Annotated in this window: 12 protein-coding genes and 9 pseudogenes; 9 read left to right on the top strand and 12 right to left on the bottom strand. The window is 35.2% G+C overall.

Translation table 11 applies throughout. From position 1 onward, the window contains the following. Nucleotide 1: 1 nt before the first annotated feature. Nucleotides 2–1,013 (bottom strand): IS630 family transposase gene (locus ACWHVF_RS04420; protein WP_447933201.1). Its coding sequence is split into 2 segments (ribosomal slippage): nucleotides 2–562 and nucleotides 564–1,013, totalling 1,011 coding nucleotides; the frame shifts between segments, so codons are not numbered across the junction. 52 nt (nucleotides 1,014–1,065) lie between these two features. Then, nucleotides 1,066–1,557, bottom strand: a complete 492-nt coding sequence (locus ACWHVF_RS04415) for an ankyrin repeat domain-containing protein (RefSeq protein ID WP_164819307.1) — start codon at nucleotides 1,555–1,557, stop codon at nucleotides 1,066–1,068. A 219-nt stretch (nucleotides 1,558–1,776) separates the two neighbouring features. Here ACWHVF_RS04415 and ACWHVF_RS04410 point away from each other — a divergent pair, with 219 nt between their 5' ends. Both ACWHVF_RS04410 and ACWHVF_RS04405 read left to right on the top strand, forming a co-directional pair. Continuing rightward, nucleotides 1,777–1,983 carry a hypothetical protein gene (locus tag ACWHVF_RS04410; RefSeq protein WP_064085529.1) on the top strand — a complete coding sequence of 69 codons (207 nt, stop codon included), beginning with the start codon at nucleotides 1,777–1,779 and terminating at the stop codon, nucleotides 1,981–1,983. Between the two features lie 196 nt (nucleotides 1,984–2,179). Then, complete coding sequence (locus ACWHVF_RS04405) at nucleotides 2,180–2,629, top strand: hypothetical protein (protein ID WP_128081717.1); 450 nt, start codon at nucleotides 2,180–2,182, stop codon at nucleotides 2,627–2,629. Between the two features lie 80 nt (nucleotides 2,630–2,709). On the opposite strand, the gene wmk is transcribed toward ACWHVF_RS04405, so the two are convergent. The 4 genes from wmk to ACWHVF_RS04385 form a co-directional block, all read right to left on the bottom strand. After that, complete coding sequence (gene wmk, locus ACWHVF_RS04400) at nucleotides 2,710–3,708, bottom strand: WO male-killing family protein Wmk (protein ID WP_447933069.1); 999 nt, start codon at nucleotides 3,706–3,708, stop codon at nucleotides 2,710–2,712. Nucleotides 3,709–3,717: 9 nt separating this feature from the next. Next, nucleotides 3,718–3,993 carry a hypothetical protein gene (locus tag ACWHVF_RS04395; RefSeq protein WP_082860890.1) on the bottom strand — a complete coding sequence of 92 codons (276 nt, stop codon included), beginning with the start codon at nucleotides 3,991–3,993 and terminating at the stop codon, nucleotides 3,718–3,720. Between the two features lie 82 nt (nucleotides 3,994–4,075). Next, nucleotides 4,076–4,348, bottom strand: coding sequence for a hypothetical protein (locus tag ACWHVF_RS04390; protein WP_447933068.1), 273 nt, complete (start codon nucleotides 4,346–4,348; stop codon nucleotides 4,076–4,078). Beyond that, entirely contained in the window at nucleotides 4,296–4,484 is a 189-nt protein-coding gene (locus tag ACWHVF_RS04385; protein WP_082860892.1) for a hypothetical protein, read from the bottom strand. Before ACWHVF_RS04385 ends, ACWHVF_RS04390 begins: the two co-directional genes overlap by 53 nt. 402 nt (nucleotides 4,485–4,886) lie before the next feature. Here ACWHVF_RS04385 and ACWHVF_RS04380 point away from each other — a divergent pair, with 402 nt between their 5' ends. Then, a complete protein-coding gene (locus ACWHVF_RS04380; RefSeq protein WP_447933200.1) occupies nucleotides 4,887–5,798 on the top strand; it encodes an Rpn family recombination-promoting nuclease/putative transposase in 912 nt (303 codons plus the stop codon). A 78-nt stretch (nucleotides 5,799–5,876) separates the two neighbouring features. Beyond that, nucleotides 5,877–7,194: pseudogene (gene tnpC, locus ACWHVF_RS04375) on the top strand (IS66 family transposase); the annotation flags it as partial. A 9-nt stretch (nucleotides 7,195–7,203) separates the two neighbouring features. Here tnpC and ACWHVF_RS04370 read toward each other — a convergent pair. Both ACWHVF_RS04370 and ACWHVF_RS04365 read right to left on the bottom strand, forming a co-directional pair. Further along, nucleotides 7,204–8,207, bottom strand: a pseudogene (locus ACWHVF_RS04370) (IS630 family transposase). A gap of 209 nt (nucleotides 8,208–8,416) precedes the next feature. Beyond that, complete coding sequence (locus ACWHVF_RS04365; RefSeq protein ID WP_447933199.1) at nucleotides 8,417–13,249, bottom strand: ankyrin repeat domain-containing protein; 4,833 nt, start codon at nucleotides 13,247–13,249, stop codon at nucleotides 8,417–8,419. Nucleotides 13,250–13,269: 20 nt separating this feature from the next. Between ACWHVF_RS04365 and ACWHVF_RS04360 the strand changes: the two are divergent. Further along, nucleotides 13,270–14,084 (top strand): annotated as a pseudogene (locus ACWHVF_RS04360) (IS5 family transposase). A 16-nt stretch (nucleotides 14,085–14,100) separates the two neighbouring features. Here ACWHVF_RS04360 and ACWHVF_RS04355 read toward each other — a convergent pair. Further along, nucleotides 14,101–14,308: pseudogene (locus ACWHVF_RS04355) on the bottom strand (transposase); the annotation flags it as partial. A 243-nt stretch (nucleotides 14,309–14,551) separates the two neighbouring features. Here ACWHVF_RS04355 and ACWHVF_RS04350 point away from each other — a divergent pair. After that, a pseudogene (locus tag ACWHVF_RS04350) lies at nucleotides 14,552–15,512 on the top strand (IS110 family transposase). Between the two features lie 284 nt (nucleotides 15,513–15,796). On the opposite strand, the gene ACWHVF_RS04345 reads toward ACWHVF_RS04350, so the two are convergent. Further along, entirely contained in the window at nucleotides 15,797–16,240 is a 444-nt protein-coding gene (locus tag ACWHVF_RS04345) for an IS110 family transposase (RefSeq protein WP_447933198.1), read from the bottom strand. A gap of 127 nt (nucleotides 16,241–16,367) precedes the next feature. Here ACWHVF_RS04345 and ACWHVF_RS04340 point away from each other — a divergent pair. The 3 pseudogenes from ACWHVF_RS04340 to ACWHVF_RS04330 form a co-directional block, all read left to right on the top strand. Further along, a pseudogene (locus tag ACWHVF_RS04340) lies at nucleotides 16,368–17,031 on the top strand (IS630 family transposase); the annotation flags it as partial. Nucleotides 17,032–17,093: 62 nt separating this feature from the next. Further along, nucleotides 17,094–17,846, top strand: a pseudogene (locus tag ACWHVF_RS04335) (IS5 family transposase). A 7-nt stretch (nucleotides 17,847–17,853) separates the two neighbouring features. After that, nucleotides 17,854–18,234 (top strand): annotated as a pseudogene (locus ACWHVF_RS04330) (IS630 family transposase); the annotation flags it as partial. Here the strand turns inward: ACWHVF_RS04330 and ACWHVF_RS04325 are convergent. Further along, nucleotides 18,227–18,800 (bottom strand): annotated as a pseudogene (locus tag ACWHVF_RS04325) (hypothetical protein); the annotation flags it as partial. The pseudogenes ACWHVF_RS04330 and ACWHVF_RS04325 sit on opposite strands and share 8 nt — an antisense overlap. A gap of 61 nt (nucleotides 18,801–18,861) precedes the next feature. After that, the gene (gene ileS / locus ACWHVF_RS04320; protein ID WP_064124776.1) at nucleotides 18,862–22,293 is read right to left on the bottom strand and encodes an isoleucine--tRNA ligase; all 3,432 of its coding nucleotides are present in this window, start codon (nucleotides 22,291–22,293) and stop codon (nucleotides 18,862–18,864) included. Between the last annotated feature and the right edge of the window lie 34 nt (nucleotides 22,294–22,327).

Genomic DNA, 22,327 nt, shown 5'->3' with positions numbered 1-22,327 from the left:
CTCATTGTTGGTCATTCAAATAGGATACATAGCAGAGTTGTTTAATTGTGGAGTAGGTAAGAGAAGTAATAAATTTACACAAAGCACTCTCAAGCAAAGCAATAGTATCGTATATTTTATTGCGCAAAATGTTCTGTTTTACATACAACCAAAGCCTCTCAACTGAATTGAGTTCAGGTGAGTATGGTGGTAGGTATATAATCTCAATATTTTTAGGTACCTTTAAACTTTTCGACTTATGCCAACTAGCACAATCCATAACAAGAAAGGCTTCTCGTGGTCCCAAATATTGAGACATTTGCTCAAGAAATATATTCATACAATCAGTGTTGACATTCGGTGCAAACAAGCTAGAATTCTCCCCATTTCTAGGATTAACTGCACTGTAGAGATAAAAATTTTCCCTACCTAATTTTACCTTAACTTTTGTTCTGACGCCTTTTTTAAACCATCCATGCCCGGTCTTTGAATGTGTGCCAAACCGCGATTCATCGAAGAAAAACAGCTCTTTTTCAGGATACTTGCCAATAACTTCGTTGAGATTTTTTTTTGAATTCCTCTTATTTTCTTTTATCTTGTACATTGTGTACTGGTCTTGGTGTAATATAAGAGAATTTCATCTTTTGCATATAGCGGTGTACTGTAGATTTGCTAATATTTAAGCCGAACTTTTCCTGGATTCTTATTCTCATTTCTTTAATGGTAATATTAGGATTTTCTCCTACCCATGCTTCAACTTGCTGTAGTTGAGCCTGATTTAATTTAGTTTTTCTACGCCGTTGTGGAGGAGCAAACAATTTTTCTTCTCTGCCTAATTTCAAGAGTTTTATCCACGAAGTTAGTGCGCTTCTTGAAATGCAATATATTTTTGCTACAGCCGTTATACTATGCTTTTTTGCTGCAATTACAGCATTTAGTTTTTTTGCAACATATGCATTGTTCCTTACTTTCTTCAGCATTTTTTTTGCTGATTTTACTACTTCTTCATCCAATAATTTTGATCTTAGTGCCATTTATACCTCGACTATTTCACTTATTTCATTATGGCTTGTCTTCTATTATTGTCTATCTGTTTGCCGTGTAATGGGAATTGGTATTACCACTCTTATTTCTAGTATAAATACTTGCGCCATGTTTTACGAAAAGCTTTACTAATTCTAAGCTTTGTTCTTTCAGACAGGCTGGTGAATTTTTGGATGTTCCAATAGATTTTTCAACAAGTTGATGTAGGGGAGTGTTTCTTTTGTCATCTCTTTTATTAATATCTGCTCCACTTTTTAGCAGAAGTTTTATTGTTTCTACGTTAAAACCTTCATCACAAAACATGCAAGCTACATACAATGGGGTTCGTCCACTATACTCCGCTATATTTGGATCTGCTTTTTTTCCCAGCAATAGCTCCACTACTTCCTTATTTTTATCTCCGTCAGTAATGTTAGCAACATATAATGGAGTTTTACCATAAGAATCCTGTAAATTTGGATTAGCCCCTGTATTCAATAAGTAACGAATTACTGACGTACATGGGATGCTTTGCTCTAAAACAGCCGAATGCAATAATGTTGTTTCTATAATCTCTATTGCAGGAGCTTGTAATTTAAACTTAAAGTTTATGTCAAATCCACTATTTTCCCATTCTTCATATATAGAAGGAAGTTCTTTTTTTAATTCTTTTTTTATCTCATCGATGATTTCAATTGAGCTACCCTGATCAGAATTGATATCACTGATTAACTTTTCAAATATATTTCTAAATTTCTTATATTGAAATGGAGGATGCGTATTACTAGCCTTGAAAAATTTTTTAATTATATAATAAAGCTAAAGGAAGTCAAGGGTTGTGCACTGCCTCATAGAACTTTCTCAATTGCTCATTCCACAGCATCGATATCTTCTTTAGAGGCTGGTATTGTTATAGCTGGATTATGCAAGAAAGATGATCAAATATCTGCAGCAGGAGGCAAATGCAATGATAGAAGGTAATCAAAAAGTAATCGATAAATTTTGCGATATCGTATCTTAATTTACATAAAAATGCCGAGCAAACTAAAAAAATAAAGCAAAGAAAGGTTTAAAAAACATAGTTTCGCTCAAAAAGCATACTAAGGGGCAAGAAGCTAAAATTTCAAACGATAAGCCAAAACCGCTCTCTGAAATTGTGGTGAAACCTAACCTATGCTTGAAAGTAACCTCTAAAGTAAAAAAAGATAAAAAAGGAATAAAAGAAAAAATAAAAAGCTTAAAAACAAAGAAAACAAAACCCGTAGAAAAAGAGCTGAAAAGAGGCAATACGTTCAAAAAAGGCTTCAAAAAGCTAAAAGGGAAAATAAAAAAATTAAACCCAATAAAGGTTAAGAAAAACAAGATAATCGGGAGCAAGAAGTTAGCATTTTTACTGACATCTGGCACGATTATAGCAATTTTGCCGACATTCAATTTAGCCCCTTTTGCAGCGTTAGCAGTAACTTCTGCATGTGTTTTCAGTATTAATTTTATTGCAGTCAAAACATTGAAGAAGTTTATCAAACAACGCAAATTGGCGGCAAGATCAGAAGCTGAGCCAGAAAAACTAGAAGAGGTATTTGTTGAACAAGCGAAATCTAAGCAAATTTTCAGAGATGGTAAATAGATTTATTAAATAAACAACTACTTTTGCTTATATCTTAATATAATATCTCTGAGTACCCTGTTTTTAATCCAGAATTCAAGTCAATTCATTTTTGGACACTCACTCAACTCATCAACGGTTAGACCACTTGCTCGCACAATAATCTCAATCGCAATACCTGCCTTAACTAGATCCTTTGCAACCTTGATTTTCTCTGCTTTTTTAACTTTTTCCTTGCTACTTTTCATATCTTCAGATAGAGATTTGACTAATGCATCTAATGGTTCTTGATTCTCATCTTCTCTGTACTCATCCATTAAACTCAATAACTTTTTGCTATCCTCATTTTCACATTTTGTTATTTTAGGCAACAGAGCTTTTATTAAACTCAATAGCTTATTCTCTTCTTTACTTTCTCTCGTTTCAGGTAGCAAAACTTTAATGTTAACTGATAACACCTCTGCTATTCCATATAATTTATCAAGTGGAACAGCAGTCCTTCCTTGTTCATAGTTGCTTATTTCGTCACGTGTTGTACTCATTTTCTCTGCTAAATCCTTTTGAGTGTACTCTCTTACCAGTCTCCATTCTTTTATCTTTTTTCCTATTTTGTAGTATATAGAGCCTGTTTTTTCCTTGATACATTCATTAGCAGATAAGCCGATTGTTTTTGAAACAATATCAACAGAAATTCCTGCTTTGACCAGATTCTTTGCTATTTCTACTCTCTCTGCTTTTCTACTGCTTTTTTCACTAAGCTGGGCAGACTTAGTTAATAAATAAAATATCTTGCGTAATTCTTGATCATTAATCTTTTTATAATTTCTTGCTAGATTTAATATTTCTCCTCTCTCGCCTTCAAGACAACTTTTTGATACTCTTATAGGAATTAGATCCGTAATACTAACTGATAATGCCTCTGTTATGGCATATAGTTTTTCAATCGAAATTCTACGTGTTCCTTTTTCATATTGTAGCATTACCTGACGTGTTATACCGATTTTATTTGCTAAATCCTCCTGAGTATACCCTCGCTCCAACCTCCACCTTTTTACTTTTTGTCCTACTTTGTAGTCTAAAGAACCAGATTGTCTGCTCACTAATGTCTTCTATTTGCGTTGTTGCCCAATCTTGATCTCCCTTTCGCTTATTATTTGGTCGCTTTTGTCCTCAACCCCTCTCATCTCTCTTTCTCGTTCCTCTATAATAAACTTCATAACCTCATCTGAATATTTGCTCTTCCCACTTGCAAGTTCTGATTTTAATCTTCTTACTTTATACTCCAATTCCATAAACCTTTCTTGCCTCATTAGCAATTCTATCATCTGATTTATTTGTGATAGTAATTCTCCTTCTTCTAAGCCTTCTGCTATTTTATAACTCATCTATTTTATAATTTACACCAGATTGAACTATAAATAGATTGCTCTTATATCAACAGGCTTTGCTATTAATACGTCAACATTATTACACACAAAACGTTTTAAACTCATATTTTTTTCTAGATAATTTCTGCGATAAGTTTTCTTTTAACTCTTCATATGTTCTAGACAGTAACATCTCTAATTCCTTAAAAAATTCAATCTTAATATCACCTGACGTAAGAATCATCATCAGATGTTTTACTAACTCTCTATCATTTGATTTAATTGCCTGATAAATTGCTTTTTCTCTATTCTCTTCCAAATCATACAGTTCTACTAAGGCTAAATAAATAGTTTGTAGCTTCTTCAGAAGCATAGGCAATATTAACTTCTCTTAATGGATTAAACTGTTCTAGTAACTTACTATCAATAGTTTCTTCTATTGCAACAGCCACTTTACTCAACTTCTTTAGCTGGTCTATGCCTTCTCTTGAATCCCTAGGTAACTTCATTTAGTACCTTGCTATAAAGACTTTGTTTTTCCTCACTACTTAACAATGTACAATGCTCCTTTAGCTGCTTGAGATAGAAATTTTGCTAGCATATTGTTACCTTTGTTGAAAACTAGTATATTAAATGCCTATGATGTGACAAGCTAAAATGAGAAGTTCACACTTAAAATAGGTATCTTTGAGATTGCTAAACCATGAACCCATTTGCTGGGCTTTTGAAGTGCTTTATAGAAGAGTGGATAAAAAATGTACAAAAGGACGTCTAAAGTAGAGGATGCTATTCTAAGATGATCTCTGACAGTCATTTTTTTCATCAACGCATTCAAAACTTAGAAAAATAAAAAACTTGAACATTTCTTCACAATTGTGTATAATTATTAATGCTTTTTAGGTACTCTTGCTATGGCTCTCTCGAAGTTTCTCGATCCCAAGAATGATGTCGCCTTTCGCCGTATCTTTGGCACTGAAAAGAATAAAGATATCCTCATTCACTTCCTCAATGATATTCTCGGCTTTACTAGCAAAAATGCAATACAGGATATAGAGTTTTTAAGTACTATTCAAGACCCTGATATTGCCTCTAAAAAGCAAAGCATTGTTGATGTACTATGTAGAGATTCCACAGGAGTGCAATGGATAATTGAGATGCAGGTTGCTAAAACTAAGGGCTTTGAAAAACGTGCTCAATACTACGCAGCTAAAGCTTATTCAAGACAAGCTGACAAGGGTGATCAATACCATGACCTTAAGGAAATTATCTTTATTGCTATAGCAGATTGTATCCTATTTCCAAATAAGTCTGAGTATAAATCAAAGCATACTATTCGGGATGAAGATACTAATGAGCATGATTTAAAAGATTTCTATTTTATATTTATTGAATTGCCAAAGTTTCCAAAAACGAAAGAAGATCAGCTTTCAAGTATAGTCGAGAAATGGATCTACTTCTTTAAATATGCAGATGAGACTAGTGAAGAAGAGCTAGAAAAGATAATAGGAAGTGATTTAATAATCAAAAAAGCATATGAAGAGCTAAATAGATTTAACTGGTCAGAAAAAGAATTTATTGCCTATGAACAGGAAATAAAACGTATTCTTGATGAACAGGCTGTCCTCGCTCAAAAACTTGATGATGCTACTGCAAAAGGTAGAGAAGAAGGCATCCAAATCGGTCATGAAAAAGGTGAAAAGAAAGCTAAAGTAGCAGTGGCAAAGAATCTACTCAAGGCTAGTGTACCAATTGATGTCATATCTCAAACTACAGGACTTTCTACTAATGAAATAAAGCAATTACAGGAAGAAAAGACAATATAGGTATCCGTTCAGCGGAGTGGCAGAATAAGGTAGACAAGGTGATCTAAAAAGATAATCATAGAGCAAAAGTGAGGTAATGTGGTAAACCTTTTAGAACTTTGCAAAAATTTACAGCAAAAAATAGAAAAGTTAGAAGCAAAAATAGAAAGGCTGGAAAGAGAGAATGAAAGTTTAAAAGCAGAGAACAAGGCTTTAAAGATAGAGAACGCTGAATTAAAGGAGAGGCTTGGTTTAAACTCAAGAAATTCATCTCTACCAAGCTCTAGAGAGTTGTACAAAATAAAAAAGGACAAGCCAAAGAGCGACAGAAACGTCGGTGGTCAGGTTGGTCATAAAGGAAGTTTTCGCGCCAAAATGGATGCAGATGAGGTGATAAAAGTAAAGTTGTCATCTACTTGCGAATGTGGAGGAGAGATTGGAATATGTGGGAAACCTTACATTCATCAAAAAGTTGATCTTCCGGAAATCAAGCCTTATGTAGTAGAATATCAATTAGAGCATGGCCGTTGCCGGAGATGCGGGAAAAGAAGAAGCAGTAAGTTACCAGAAGGTGTTACGTCAGATACATTTGGACCAAGGGTTAAGTCAATAATTGCAGCGTTCAGCGGGTTTTACAAAAATTCAAAACGCGAAATAGCGAGTGTCGTAAATGATATCTTCAATTTGAACATAAGCGTCGGTAGCATATCAAATAGTGAACATAGAGTTGCTTCAAAATGCAAAAAAATGTATGAGCAGATCGAACAAGAGATAAGTAGGAGTAAAGTTCTACATATTGATGAAACGAGCCATTATAACAAAGGTAAACTCGCTTGGTGTTGGATGTTTGCAAGCAATACGGCAAGTTTTGTAAAATTTACAGAGTCAAGAGGAATGAAAGTTTTACAAAGTAGTAAATTCTGCAATCGCAATAGCTTAGTAGTAACCGACAGGTACGCAGCATACAACTACTTTGCCGATAAAAACAGGCAAATCTGCTGGGCACATTTATCAAGAGATTTTGAAAGGTTAGCGCATAGTTGGAATATTAAAGTCAAAGTTCTGGGCTGTTACTTGAGAAACGTAGCCACTGAATTATTTGCACTGAAAAAAGCTTTACTAAAAAGTGAAATAGATGTTTTAAGATTTGCCAGACGCGCAAGAAAATTGCGAAAGCGTACACGATGTTACTTGAAGCCGTTTACCTGAAGCAATTGGAGCTTCTCGAGTTGCGAAAAATATTTTGAAATCTGAAAGAATGATGTGGAATTTTTTAGATGACTCAGAAAATATTCCATTGACAAATAATCACGCTGAACAACAGATACGACACTATGTCGTTTACCGTAAAAACTCATATTTTACACAATCACAGCAAGGAAACACATTCCTCGAACGGATAATTTCATTATACTTATACCAATTCTCATTGTTGTGCAGTCAAATAGGATACATAGCAGAGTTGTTTAATTGTGGAGTAGGTAAGAGAAGTAATAAATTTACACAAAGCACTCTCAAGCAAAGCAATAGTATCGTATATTTTATTGCGCAAAATGTTCTGTTTTACATACAACCAAAGCCTCTCGACAGTCAGGTGAATATGGAGGTAGGTATATAATCTCAATATTTTTAGGTACCTTTAAATTTTTTGACTTATGCCAACTAGCACAGTCCATAACGAGAAAAGCCTTTCGTGTCCCCAGATATTGCGACATTTGCTCAAGAAATACATTCATGCAATCAGTATTAACGTTTGGTGCAAGCAAACTGGAACTTTCTCCATTTTCAGGGTTAACTGCACTGTAAAGATAAAAATTATGCCTACCTAATTTTATTTTAACCCGAGTCCTAGTGCCTTTTTTAAACCACCCGTGTCCAACTTTTGAATGTGTGCCAAACCGCGATTCATCGAAGAAAAACAGCTCTTTTTCAGGATACTTGCCAATAACTTCGTTGAGATTTTTTTTTGAATTCCTCTTGTTTTCTTTTATCTTGTACATTGTGTACTGGTCTTGGTGTAATATAAGAGAATTTCATCTTTTGCATATAGCGGTGTACTGTAGATTTGCTAATATTTAAGCCGAACTTTTCCTGGATTCTTATTCTCATTTCTTTAATGGTAATATTAGGATTTTCTCCTACCCATGCTTCAACTTGCTGTAGTTGAGCCTGATTTAATTTAGTTTTTCTACGCCGTTGTGGAGGAGCAAACAATTTTTCTTCTCTGCCTAATTTCAAGAGTTTTATCCACGAAGTTAGTGCGCTTCTTGAAATGCAATATATTTTTGCTACAGCCGTTATACTATGCTTTTTTGCTGCAATTACAGCATTTAGTTTTTTTGCAACATATGCATTGTTCCTTACTTTCTTCAGCATTTTTTTTGCTGATTTTACTACTTCTTCATCCAATAATTTTGATCTTAGTGCCATTTATACCTCAACTATTTTACTTACTTCATTATGGCTTTTCTTCCATTGTTGTCCATCTGTTTGCCGTGTAATGGGAATTGGTATTAACATGGAAACAAAAGGGGCTAAACCCTTTCCAAAATCTCCTATCTATTGTTTCTTAAACCACTCTGCTGAACGGATACCAATATAGTTTTCTCCTATATGCTGTGCTTTCGATAGAAAGAGCTTCATGCCCCTAAAACATTACTTATGCCTTTAGATGTTGATGTATCATTTAATAGGGTACTAGGTCCATTAGATATCTTTGCTGCAGGTGCTTTTTCTACAATTTTAGATGGAGGTACATTGCTCTGCTGCCTATTAAGTAAAAATACAGCTTCTTTTTCAGCTAATACTTCTTCTAGATGATTTGCTAGACGAACCAAAAACTTATCAGTTTGTTTAAACTCTGGACAAGCTTCTTTTGCAGATGAGTATAAGGTACTTGGTATTTTTGAAATTTCACCACTCATTATGTAGCCCTCTATAGCTTTATATACTTCTAAAGGATTAAAGTCTAACCTGTGCCCAGACTTTTTAGCTGCATTCTCTAGTACTTGCTCAAACCTTTCTGTAATATTCAACGCACAGCCCCTTGCCTCTAACTCAGATATAGGCTGCTCTGCTGTAGAAGCGTATTTTTGTCCTGTAATTTTTCTTATAAATACATCTAGCAATAGCAGTGTACCATTTGTATCAATGCTTTGAGTTGTCATAGCTTTAGAAGGCTGAGAGTGCTTCATATCTATAGCTGGCTTGAAAGGAGAATAGATAAACTGAAAAGCACCTTTAATATTATCCACAATAGTACCACCTATAGTACCTATAATATGAGCAAAAGCATCTATCGGTGAAGATGGCCTACTTGCTCCACTTGTAGCTCCCACTTTGTTATAGTCTATTTTATCATTTTGCAATAAACTTTTTGATACATCCTGTCTAGCTGCTTGATTACTTAAACCTATGGCAAGAGGTTTACGTGATGAGTGATGGCGATCATGGTCTCGACGCTTACGTTGTACAGGTCTTCCCTTCTCATCTTGTTTTGCCCTTAAAAAGTCTACTACTTCTTGTTTGTCATTTTCACGTGCCAACTCTAAAGGTGTCTTTCCATTATCAGTTTTAGCCTCAATGTTAGCATTCCTCTCTACAAGAAGCTTAACTACATCCAATTTACCATGATAAGCTGCAGTATGTAATGGTGTCCATTTGTCATTCTCTCTAGCTTCAATGTTAGCTCCCTTATTAAGAAGAGACTTAACTGCATATAAGTGACCTTCTCTAGCAGCTAAGTACAAAGGTGTTTTACCATCTTTTTCTTTAGCTTCAATGTTAGCACCACTATTAAGAAGATCTGTGATCTTATCAAGATTTCCACTCCTTGCAGCATCAAGCAAAAGGTGATCGTACTCACTTTGTTTGTCCCTTAAAAAGTTCGCTACTTCTGATTTGCCATACTGATTTGCTACATCTAAAAGTGTCTGAACACTATTATTTTTAGAACTAATATCAGCCCCTTTCTCTATGAGCAGTTTTATTAAACTTAGTGGGTTTCCTGTATTTATTGATACAGCCATATGTAGAAGAGTATTACCATTACGAGCGTTAATATTAGCCCCTTTATTAATCAAGTCTTTTACACTATTTAAATCATTTTTCTGCACAGCATTAAATAGCTTTTCTTCCTGTTTTTTTACAACGTTAAATTCTTCTATGATATCTTGCTCACTACACATAGAAACTATACACTCTGATTTAGAGACTATTGTACCATTAAAAACAAAAATCATCTCCCGTGTCTTTGGATTACTAGACCAATTTCTTACTTGAACAAGTGCATTATTTCCAGATGATATGATCAAATCATTATTCACCATTTTCATGTCGCATTCTGATATGCATTTATTTTTTAGATTCACTATACCAATTTGATGCTTATCTTTAGGTTGATTATGATATAGTAGTAACCTTCCCTCTTGCAGTTCGTAATATCTAAAAATACCAGTAGGAACAAATTTTATTTTTTCTAAGTTTGGTATAGACTCTAATGCCCAACTATTATTTTTTAATTCAATCCGCTTAGGTATTACTGTATCATTCAAATAGACATGTACTTTGTTATACCAGCTTTGACCATCTTTTAGCGTTACCATTAAAGAGCTATTTTCTCTTACTTGTAATTGAATCCCCAAATCGTGATCATAACGTGGTATGAAGCTTAATTGAGATCTATCTTTAGCTAAGTCTAGATTACGTAAGTCTATCGAATTCACATAATTTTTATTGTTAGTATTATAGATATTTACTTCAAGGTTCCTTTGTAATTGAGGCTCTTTAGGTAAATTAATTGTGTATACATTTTCTTCACCACTGCCAATTAAGTGGCTTGCATAATTAGGATTGTTAAGAAGCATTTGATGTTTACCATAACCTACCATTATAAACTGGTTACTAGAGTAGGCAGAAATGGTTCCATTTAAGCTACTTGCAATAGCAGGATAATCCCTGACAATTTTGTCAACTGGTTTATGAGTGTTTATAGTAAAGGAATAACCACCTTTATTATTCACATTTATTGTCGCATTACTAGAGCCAGCAGAAATAGTAGCATTTAATCTTTTTGCCATCGGCACATATTCCTTAACTAGTTCATCTAACCGTTTTTCAGTATTATGCACTATATTGGTGTTTCCATCCCCCATCTTTATTACTGCATCTAATAGCTTATAAGAAGTAAATCTTGTACTAACTTCACTATTATAACGGGCATGAACAACGTTATTTTTACTGCCCTTAAATTTTAAAGTGTTTATCGTTGCTCCATTAACGTCCATGTACCTTATACTTTCTATATCAGAAAGCGTGTAATTAAGTCCTAAGTTTTGCCTAGTTGTGCTCAAGCTATTGTAGTTAATCTTTGTTTCCTGCCCGTAAGAAGATGAATTTATAGGATAAGTAGAATATGCTATTTTTTCTGGCAGTATGCTCCAAACAAAATATGCACTTTTAGAAGGAACAAAGTAGTCAACTTCATCAAATAAACCTTGATCATCTACCACAGTGTTAGGCCTTAATACAACTTGCAGATTAGGACAGTGACAAAAGCGTTCAGCATTAAGTATTATATGATCAGTATTAGTGCTGTTCTTACCACCCCTTCCGTCTATATACTTTGTTATGCAAGAAGAGCTTATTACCTCTGCTTCATCTTTTCTTCCCAAAATTATACTTACATTCTGCATATCTAAGACATAACCCTGGTGTGGCAGACTATACATCCTATCACCATATATAGATAAGTTTGTGCCCAAAGAAAACCGACCAAAATCCAACACATTATTACCAGCTCCCCCATCTAAAAATGCTTTAGTATTATTACCTTCTAAAATAAACAGATCATTGTCATCTCCCCCAGTAAAATTCTTGTTCCCATTTCCAACGTGAAAAATATTAGGAGTATCCTTAAACCCAAATGCTTGATCAATACCATCACCTAAGGCGATTAGGGTGTAATTTCCTGTTCTATTTTTAGAGTAAGAAACGCCTATTGCGTTGTCACAACGATAAGTTTCATAAAGCAAAGGGTCAGGTAGGTTATAGGTTATATTAAAAAGATTAAATGAGGGATGTGGTAATTGCAACACAAAATAAGGATGTTCACTCTCATCTGCAGGGTACAGATTACCACTAGGTAGACAAATCAGTTCTCCTTCGCTTGGATTATCTGGCCTTGATCTATGTAACGTGATATTAAACTCTTTCTTATCTAGGTATACATTGCTGTTTTGATCATGTACAATAGTTTTATTACACACGTTTCTTGCATAAAAACGGGCCCGTCTGTTCGCAGGCTCATGAATAGCACCCATATAAGGATTTTTCTCGAATTCGTTAAGGCTTGCTTGATAAGCTTTACACTTTTTTAAACGGAAGTATTTTTCTGCATCTTTGCATGAATCAAAAAAAAGGGAGTATCTTTTTCCATCTTTTCCATGTGGTTTTCCATTATGATCCAAGTAGTATTTTTCTGCATTTGGGGATGAAGTGAAATCCTTGTATGAAATAGAACCATTAGGATATGATGGATATGAAGACGTAAAAACACCTATAGTAGTACGTTTTAAAATTTGTTCCAACTCATAATCAATATTAACATCAACTAACTTTCCAGTAGGAAAGACGTATCTTTGGATATCATTATGTCGTTTCAGGAATTTAAGTGCTTGTTTTACTAACTCATTGTTAGCTTCTTTCTCTCCGATCAATTCTGCTATATACTTTTCAGGTTTCATAAAGAAAAACGCACGCATCCCCTCAGCAAGCTTTTCCGTTTCTGTCATGTGAAGTAGTTCATCTTCTTGTTTTACTCTTTCTATAGCTAACCAAATCATCTCCCCAAGAATGACAACCTCCACAATAGGTGCTAGCTCTGGATTAGAGATTGCAAGTAAGGATAAAGCAAGAACAGTAGCATCAAGACCGGTTTTCACTTTTAAAAAGGTACTATGATCGCCAGCGTTAAGCCTATCAAAATCATCTAATAAGCTACTCAGCATAAAATACCAAGATATAGGAGTAACACCAAAGGCCCTGCCAATTGCCATGTCTCCTCCCAATATTGCTAGATTCTTTGCTGCATCCTCGATGTTCCCATCCACAGCATTACCGACAATACTACCAAACATCTGAGCATGCATAGCCCAACCAGTAGCCTTTTCTAACATCACACGTCTACTAGCAACTACATCTCTTACCTCTTCTATATTTTCTTTTCCTTTCATTTCCTCTACAACAGTTTTTAACTCCTGAGGCAGCAAAGATAGATCCATATTCTCTATTTTTGTTTTAACACTCTCAAAAGCATTTTGATCTATTTTCTTACTGTCCATGACCTTAGAAATGAAGTCATATAACTGAGCATTTTCTGCTCCCTCAAAAATTTTATCTCTTATCTCACTAGGCTCTGTGGACAAAAAATATGAAGAGGGAGAAAAAAAGTGGTAGTTTAACCAAATGAACATAAAAATGGAGAAACTACCGAATGGAATATTATATAAAAGAAAGAAATTGGAAACAAATTTTAGAATTCATAAAAGGCATAAAAGGAATGCATAGTAAAGACGAAAAACGTTTAAGAATATTCATAGAAGCAGTGTGGTATATGGCGCGAAGTGGTTGCCAATGGCGACTTTTGCCGAAAATCTATGGCAATTACAGAAGTATACACAAACGATTTAAGAGATGGTGCGAAAGGGGTATTTGGAAAAATTTATTGGAGTACACAAAACAAGAGCCAGATTTAGAAGCCGTCATAATCGACGGTACGATCATTAGAGCCCATCCATGTTCGGCTGGATATACAAAAGATTCGAAGGATCAAGAGGCTTTAGGGCGAAGTAAAGGTGGCTTTACGACTAAAATTCATGCACTTGTTGATGCATTGGGAAATCCTTTAAAATTTATACTTACTCCTGGCCAGAGGAATGAAATTACACAAGCTGAAGTATTAACAAAAAATGTCTATAACTCCATTGTAGTAGCTGATAAGGGTTATGACAGCAATGCTTTTGTGGTCAGCCTTGAAAACAGGAAATGTGAAATCGTAATTCCATCAAAAAGGAATCGAAAAGTGCAAAGATACTATGATGAGCATATTTATAAAGAACGTCAATAGACTTTTCAGCGGTGAAAATAAAATAGAGATCAGGAACAGTGGCATGATAGCTATAAGATTTGATTGAGTGCTTTTTCGGTAAAATTAAAAATTTTAGGCGCATTTTTTCCAGATTTGACAAGACCGCAGAGGTTTACATGGGATTTCTAAATTTTGTTGGAGCTCTCATATGGCTTCTCTAAAATTTTGTCCACAGAGCCTAGTGATATCATAATTCACTTTCTCAAAAATTCCCTGCTTCTTCCATCTCCTAAATTGTTCATATACTGTCTTCCATGGCGTGCGGTAAATAGCGCCATTGACATCCTGTGCGTAGTACATAAAAAATTGCAGATAATACCTCTCTTTTGCTATGTTTCAGCGGCCTTCCTCCTTTCTTGTATGATACTCTAAAGTGTTTCTCTATTAGCTACCACTCTCTTTCACTTAGATCTGTTGGATACTTGTATCTTCAAGAAGTAAGATGTTAGAGCTAAAGTATCTTACAGGAAGGGTGAAGCTGTGTGGGTACTAATAGCCAGTAAGGCCGTAAAAAAGATTTGCTCCCCTTCCAGTAGAGTTAAAAGACCGAACAGTATCTTTGGAATTATATCCCGTATTACAAGGTTGGTCTAAACTCTCAATTCGTTATAGTCCTGGAGGAAATTTTATGCAAGTCAATGCTATTTTAGGTGTAGACATTTCTAAAAAGAAATTTGATGCTTGTTTATTGATAAACAACAAAGAACGACATAAAGTTTTTCACAATAATCAAGAGGGTTTTGAAAAGCTTGTAGCCTGATCATGGAGCAGACCTTATTCATCTTTGTCTCGAAGCAACTGGTTGTTATGGTGAAGATTTAGTTAACTTTATGTACGACCTGGGACATAATGTAAGTGTAATAAATCCAGCCCAAATCAAAGCTTTTGGCAAAAGTGAGCTACTTAGAAACAAAACAGATAAGTCAGATGCTGCTATGATTGCTAGATTTTGTATTGCTAACAAACCTAACCTTTGGAAACCTGCCCCTCCTGAAGTTAGGCGTTTAAGAGACTTTTATCGTTGTTTGCAAGCACTTAAAGATGACAAGTTGCAACAGATGAATCGTTTGGAAAATAAAAATATGTATTCCAGTTGCAAACAAGCCATACTTGAGGTAGTTACTACAATAGACACACAAACTGCTGCCATAGAGAAAGAAATTAACGAGCATATCAATAACTACCCACACCTAAAAAATATGATAGAAAATCTTAAGACCGTGAAAGGTGTAGGACATCTTACTGCTATTGCTGTTATTGCAGAAATGCCATTAGTTGATAATTTTGATCATGCTAGGAAATTCACAGCCTTTGCTGGCCTAAATCCAGAACATTATCAATCAGGATCTTCCGTAAGCAAAAAAAGTCGAATATGCAAAATAGGATCTGAGCGCATTCGCAAAGCTCTTTATATGCCAGCTATAGTAGTCAAAAATTTCAACCCTTACTTTCAAAAATTTTGCCAGCGTTTAACAAGCAAAGGAAAGTGTCCAATGGTTATAATTGTCGCATTAATGAGAAAACTAATGCACGTATTTTTTGGAATTCTTAAAAACAATCAACCATTTAATGGTGATTTAGTGAAATAACGTTAACGGTACGTGAGATTGTGTAACGGTTTTGAGTATTCAATATAAAGCACCGTGCTCGGAGTTTTGGTAATATAGTAGATTGTGTATTGTATCGTTTTATTTTGGTTTTAGCAGAGTGCTCGGTAGTGTAACTGTGCTTCTACACAAACTAAAAGCACAGTTACACTAATTTATAGAAGATGTAAGCCTAAATTAAATTTTCTTGTTATTTTTTATTCTTTTTTATCAAATAATTTGTTGACAGCAAGGACAGTATCTTTTTTCTCATTTCTAACCCCATTCTAAAACTCATATACTATCCCTTTTCTTGTTTGCGGACAAGCTCTTAGTTTTTTCAATTCAGAAGAAGGTGGGGTCCAACGAGTTGGTTCCTGTCTTTGGCAATAATCAGCAATAATTTCTGCATCAGTCTGATCATTCTTTTGTCTTACGAGCTTACTCCTCGCATAAGATTTAATACAATAAGGATTTACTACACTAACAAAATGTCCAGCATTGTGCAGAAATTCAGCCAAAGCTTCGCTATAACAACCAGTAGCCTCCATGCATGCCTTTACTTCTTCCACATTATGCTTTTGTAGAAAACTCAGCAGACCTTGAAACCCAAGATCATCGTTCTTAAAGCTCCTTTTCCTAGTTTCACGCTTTTCTTTTTTACTTATGAATGAAAGAAAAACATCAAAGCGATCTTTTGATACATCAATTCCAAGAAAGTTGTTGATCATATATAACCCCATACGTTACCATTTAAAACGAAAAGTAATGCTAATACCAATTCCCATTACACGGCAAACAGATAGACAATAATAGAAGACAAGCCATAATGAAATAAGTGAAATAGTCGAGGTATAAATGGCACTAAGATCAAAATTATTGGATGAAGAAGTAGTAAAATCAGCAAAAAAAATGCTGAAGAAAGTAAGGAACAATGCATATGTTGCAAAAAAACTAAATGCTGTAATTGCAGCAAAAAAGCATAGTATAACGGCTGTAGCAAAAATATATTGCATTTCAAGAAGCGCACTAACTTCGTGGATAAAACTCTTGAAATTAGGCAGAGAAGAAAAATTGTTTGCTCCTCCACAACGGCGTAGAAAAACTAAATTAAATCAGGCTCAACTACAGCAAGTTGAAGCATGGGTAGGAGAAAATCCTAATATTACCATTAAAGAAATGAGAATAAGAATCCAGGAAAAGTTCGGCTTAAATATTAGCAAATCTACAGTACACCGCTATATGCAAAAGATGAAATTCTCTTATATTACACCAAGACCAGTACACAATGTACAAGATAAAAGAAAACAAGAGGAATTCAAAAAAAAATCTCAACGAAGTTATTGGCAAGTATTCTGAAAAAGAGCTGTTTTTCTTCGATGAATCGCGGTTTGGCACACATTCAAAGACCGGGCATGGATGGTTTAAAAAAGGCGTCAGAACAAAAGTTAAGGTAAAATTAGGTAGGGAAAATTTTTATCTCTACAGTGCAGTTAATCCTAGGCTCTGTGGACAAAAAATATGAAGAGGGAGAAAAAAAGTGGTAGTTTAACCAAATGAACATAAAAATGGAGAAACTACCGAATGGAATATTATATAAAAGAAAGAAATTGGAAACAAATTTTAGAATTCATAAAAGGCATAAAAGGAATGCATAGTAAAGACGAAAAACGTTTAAGAATATTCATAGAAGCAGTGTGGTATATGGCGCGAAGTGGTTGCCAATAGCGACTTTTGCCGAAAATCTATGGCAATTACAGAAGTATACACAAACGATTTAAGAGATGGTGCGAAAGGGGTATTTGGAAAAATTTATTGGAGTACACAAAACAAGAGCCAGATTTAGAAGCCGTCATAATCGACGGTACGATCATTAGAGCCCATCCATGTTCGGCTGGATATACAAAAGATTCGAAGGATCAAGAGGCTTTAGGGCGAAGTAAAGGTGGCTTTACGACTAAAATTCATGCACTTGTTGATGCATTGGGAAATCCTTTAAAATTTATACTTACTCCTGGCCAGAGGAATGAAATTACACAAGCTGAAGTATTAACAAAAAATGTCTATAACTCCATTGTAGTAGCTGATAAGGGTTATGACAGCAATGCTTTTGTGGTCAGCCTTGAAAACAGGAAATGTGAAATCGTAATTCCATCAAAAAGGAATCGAAAAGTGCAAAGATACTATGATGAGCATATTTATAAAGAACGTCATTTGATTGAGTGCTTTTTCGGTAAAATTAAAAATTTTAGGCGCATTTTTTCCAGATTTGACAAGACCGCAGAGGTTTACATGGGATTTCTAAATTTTGTTGGAGCTCTCATATGGCTTCTCTAAAATTTTGTCCACAGAGCCTAGAAATGGGGAGAATTCTAGCTTGTTTGCACCGAATGTCAACACTGATTGTATGAATATATTTCTTGAGCAAATGTCTCAATATTTGGGACCACGAGAAGCCTTTCTTGTTATGGATTGTGCTAGTTGGCATAAGTCGAAAAGTTTAAAGGTACCTAAAAATATTGAGATTATATACCTACCACCATACTCACCTGAACTCAATCCAGTTGAGAGGCTTTGGTTGTATGTAAAACAGAACATTTTGCGCAATAAAATATACGATACTATTGCTTTGCTTGAGAGTGCTTTGTGTAAATTTATTACTTCTCTTACCTACTCCACAATTAAACAACTCTGCTATGTATCCTATTTGAATGACCAACAATGAGAATTGGTATAACAAGAATCGCTACTGCAGCAAGAACACCATATGCCAATCTTTTTGGTACACCTGTTTCACCCTTTTTTGCCTTATCTTCACCTACACCTTCTTGTTTCTTGCTGTTTGCTTTAAATCTACTGTATATGACTAATCCCAGTGCAGTAAAAGCAATATAAGGGAGCATTAAAACTGACAGAGCTAAATTTAATACTTTCTTCTCTGGGCAAGCTCTGTTTATCTCTCTCAATATTTCGCTTGATATATTATACCAGGAGGTAAAAAAGTCAGAATTATAACCTTTATAATGAAATATACTCAGTGGAACGTTAAATAGCAGCTATTTGTTTAGTTAACCAATCCTGCTCGCCTAAAGCGTCAACAAACTCCTCATCTTGCTCGTCTCTTGAAGTAACAAGATCTAAATCACTTCCTTCTTCTACAACAGAACCAGCTTCCATAGCATCAAAAAACTCTTCCTCTTCCAAAGTAACATTGGAAATAGATTCTACTTTACCTAAATCATCACTGTTGTTAACAACTTTTTCATAATCATCTGCAACAGCTTTATTCATATTATAACCTTACCCTAAGCAATCTAAGTATAGCATAAACACTAGCAACTTTGCAACTTTATTAACAACTTAACTTGATACCAACTATCAACCCTTGATATTCTTTAGAATAGAAGTCGGCTTCGATCTCTTTATTAATGTCCAAAGATAAGGCAAGGGTCTGCTCTTTTATATATTCATTCCATGTAGTTATTGCTTCCTTAATTTTTTCATCTTCTGTTTTGATTGTTACTCTAATTCTATCTGATATATGAAAATCAGCTTGTTTTCTAGTTTCTTGAATGAGCCTCACAATATCTCTCGCGAGCCCTTCTAGAATTAATTCATCATTTAAAGTAGTGTTCAGAATCACAATCCCTTTGTTGTTATCAAACACAGCAGAATATTCACTGTTTGCTTTTAATAACAGTTCATATTCGCCTTTTTCTATAATATAGTTCTCTGTTTCATCTCCTAAAAATATTGAACCTTTTGCGGAACCTTCTGTCATTCCAGCGCGTGACGCTGGAATCTGCATCTGGATCCCAGTGTCAAGCACTGGGATGACGTCGGAGTGAGTTCTTTCAACTTGCCACCATTTCCCCTCTTTGACATATTGAACTAGTTTCTTAATTTTGTCTGGAATTCTTTTCCCAAGCATAGGAAAGTTTAGCTTTAATTCTAGTGACGCAATATCTTCAAGTTTGTTTACCAACTCTAGTTTTTTTATATTCACCTCATCTTTTATCATCTCTTGGTACTCATTTGAGTTTTCAGCACACCAGATCCCAGTGTCAGCTACTTGGATAACAGGAGAGAACTCTGAGATGACAGAAAGCGGTTCACCTTCAAGAAAGTTGCAGGAAGATTTATGATAAATGGTCATACTGCCAAGTGGCTGCCTGATACGTATATTAAAAGTATTTCTGATCGAAAGTGCAGAGTTGCACACCTCTCTCACTAAATCCATCTTGGCAATGAGCTGACTATCATATCTCTCTAATTGTGGAAAATCAGCCAAATGAACAGATGTTTCTTCATACTTAAGCCCTTGCCATATATTCTCTGTTATAAGTGGCAACAAAGGAGCTGCAGCTCTTAGTATGTAATAAAAAACCGTATATAGAACATTATAAGCATCAGTTTTATCTTGATCTAAATCACTTTTCCAAAAACGCTCGCGACTGCGACGAATATACCAATTATTTAGCACTTCAAAAAAGTTCATCAAAATTTTGCAAGCCTCTTGGGAGTTATAGCTGTTCATAGAAGTTTGGATACTTTCTACGGCTTCAAAACATTTGGAGATCATGTAACGATCAATCGTACTTTGATAATCCTTACAAACTTCAGCTTTAATTCCATCTGCATTTGAATACATGGTAAAAAAGTGATAACTGTTCCAAATAGGTTTTATTACGTTTTTCAGAACATCTCGTATTGAGTTTCCCTCTTTATCAAGCAGCAAATTACCACCACAAACAATAGATCCAGAAAGCATAAGAAAACGCAGTGCATCAGAACCATATCTATCAAAAACCTCCATTGGATCTGCATAATTATTCAAACGTTTGGACAATTTTTGCCCTTTTACATCCAAAACAACACCGTGGCATATGCAGTTCTTAAATGGTTCCCTATCAAACAAAGCAGTGGACAATACAAAGAGCGTATAAAACCACCCCCTGGTTTGCGCTATGTATTCAGTGATAAAATCTGCAGTTTCAAACCACTCCTTATTTTCAAATGGATAGTGAACTTGTGCAAATGGCATCGAGCCAGATTCAAACCAGCAGTCAAACACGTCAGGTACACGGCGCATAACTGATTTTCCTGTTGGATCATCAGGATTTGGTCTTGTTAAAGTATCGATAAATGGTCTGTGCAAATCATCTACTTTAACATTAAAATCTCGCTCTAGTTCTTCTATCGAACCATATACATCCACTCTTGGATATCTTGTATCATCTGATTGCCACACAGGAATCGGAGTACCCCAGAATCGATTGCGTGAAATTGACCAGTCGTGTGCCCCTTCAAGCCATTTTCCAAATTGACCATCTCTAATGTGGTTTGGTATCCAATTAACTCTCTTATTTAGCTCTACCATCCTGTTTTTGAATTTTGTAACGGCAACGTACCAAGAAGGCATAGTACGGTAGATCAAAGGAGTGTCAGTTCTCCAGCAGTGTGGATAATTGTGAATATACTGCTCAGTTTTGAACCAATTTCCTTGTTCTTTCAGCTTCTTTATTACTATATCATTAGTATCAAAAACGTGAATTCCAGCTAAATCTGAAACTTCAGCAGTAAATTTTCCACTGTTATCAATTGGACAAATAGCTGGAATGCCATGACTTTGGCAAAGGTAAAAATCTTCCTCACCAAATCCAGGAGCAGTGTGTACAACGCCAGTACCATCTTCTTCTGTAACATAATCAGCAATAAAAACGCGAAATGCATTTTTTGTGTCTTTAAAATAGTCAAACAGTGGTTTGTAAGAAAGACCTGCAAGATCATTCGCTTTAAGTTTTATATTGCAGTTTTCATATGGAATATTGTTTTGTTCAGAGTGGCTGATAAATTTCTCTAAGTAGCTTTCAGCAAAAATGTATATTTCACCATTCATTGAACTTCCTTCACTACTCCCTGTCATCCCAGTGCCCAGACACTGGGATCCAGAAATAGATTCCAGCGTCACGCGCTGGAATGACACCAAAGAATGGACTGACACTGCACAATACTTAATATCTTTTCCTATTGCTAAAGCCAAGTTGCTCGGCAACGTCCAAGGAGTTGTAGTCCAAGCAAGTAATTTACACTTTCGTTTAACACTTTTAAATTGCTGTGGGTTTTCTAAAAGCTCAAATGCAACAGTTACAGCTTTGCTAACTTTTTCTCTATACGCGTTATCAAGCCTTGTTTCGAAATTAGATAATGGAGTTTCGCATGCCCAGCTATATGGTACAACGCGCACTGATTCATACACCAGACCCTTATCATAAAGCTGCTTGAATGCCCACATGACCGACTCCATGAATGATTTATCCATAGTCTTATAGTCATTGTGAAAGTCTACCCACCTTGCTTGCCTATTTACATACTTCTCCCACTCTGATGAAAATTTCATCACAGAAGTGCGGCAATGGTCATTGAATTTTTTAATGCCAAATTTCTCTATCTCAGTTCTGCCCGATATTCCAAGTTCTTTCTCTGCACCCATCTCAGCTGGCAATCCGTGGCAATCCCAACCAAATCTACGTTCAACCCTTTTTTGAAGCATAGTTTGATATCTTGCAAATGCGTCTTTGATGAAACCAGTGAGTAAATGTCCATAATGCGGAAGGCCATTTGCAAATGGAGGGCCATCATAAAAGACAAAACAATTATCCTTAGAACGTTTCTCAACTGACCGCTCAAAAACTTTATTTTCCTGCCAAAATTTTATGATTTCTTTTTCTAACGACGAAAAATCAGGACTACTTACTGTATCAGGATAATGCTTTGACTTCATGTTCACTATGTAAAACTAAAGAATATAGGGCTTT

The organism is Wolbachia endosymbiont of Dactylopius coccus, assembly GCF_977011065.1.
The sequence above is the reverse complement of the archived record's forward strand: the minus strand, read 5'-3'. Positions and strand labels throughout refer to the sequence as shown.

Excerpts from the sequence above, each read along its gene's own strand:
- ACWHVF_RS04365 (WP_447933199.1), bottom strand. The coding sequence starts at position 13,249 with ATGTTCATTTGGTTAAACTACCACTTTTTTTCTCCCTCTTCATATTTT.
- ACWHVF_RS04380 (WP_447933200.1), top strand. The coding sequence starts at position 4,887 with ATGGCTCTCTCGAAGTTTCTCGATCCCAAGAATGATGTCGCCTTTCGC.
- ACWHVF_RS04395 (WP_082860890.1), bottom strand. The coding sequence starts at position 3,993 with ATGAGTTATAAAATAGCAGAAGGCTTAGAAGAAGGAGAATTACTATCA.
- ACWHVF_RS04410 (WP_064085529.1), top strand. The coding sequence starts at position 1,777 with ATGCGTATTACTAGCCTTGAAAAATTTTTTAATTATATAATAAAGCTA.
- ileS (WP_064124776.1), bottom strand. The coding sequence starts at position 22,293 with ATGAAGTCAAAGCATTATCCTGATACAGTAAGTAGTCCTGATTTTTCG.
- ACWHVF_RS04345 (WP_447933198.1), bottom strand. The coding sequence starts at position 16,240 with ATGATCAACAACTTTCTTGGAATTGATGTATCAAAAGATCGCTTTGAT.
- ACWHVF_RS04390 (WP_447933068.1), bottom strand. The coding sequence starts at position 4,348 with ATGCTTCTGAAGAAGCTACAAACTATTTATTTAGCCTTAGTAGAACTG.
- ACWHVF_RS04385 (WP_082860892.1), bottom strand. The coding sequence starts at position 4,484 with ATGAAGTTACCTAGGGATTCAAGAGAAGGCATAGACCAGCTAAAGAAG.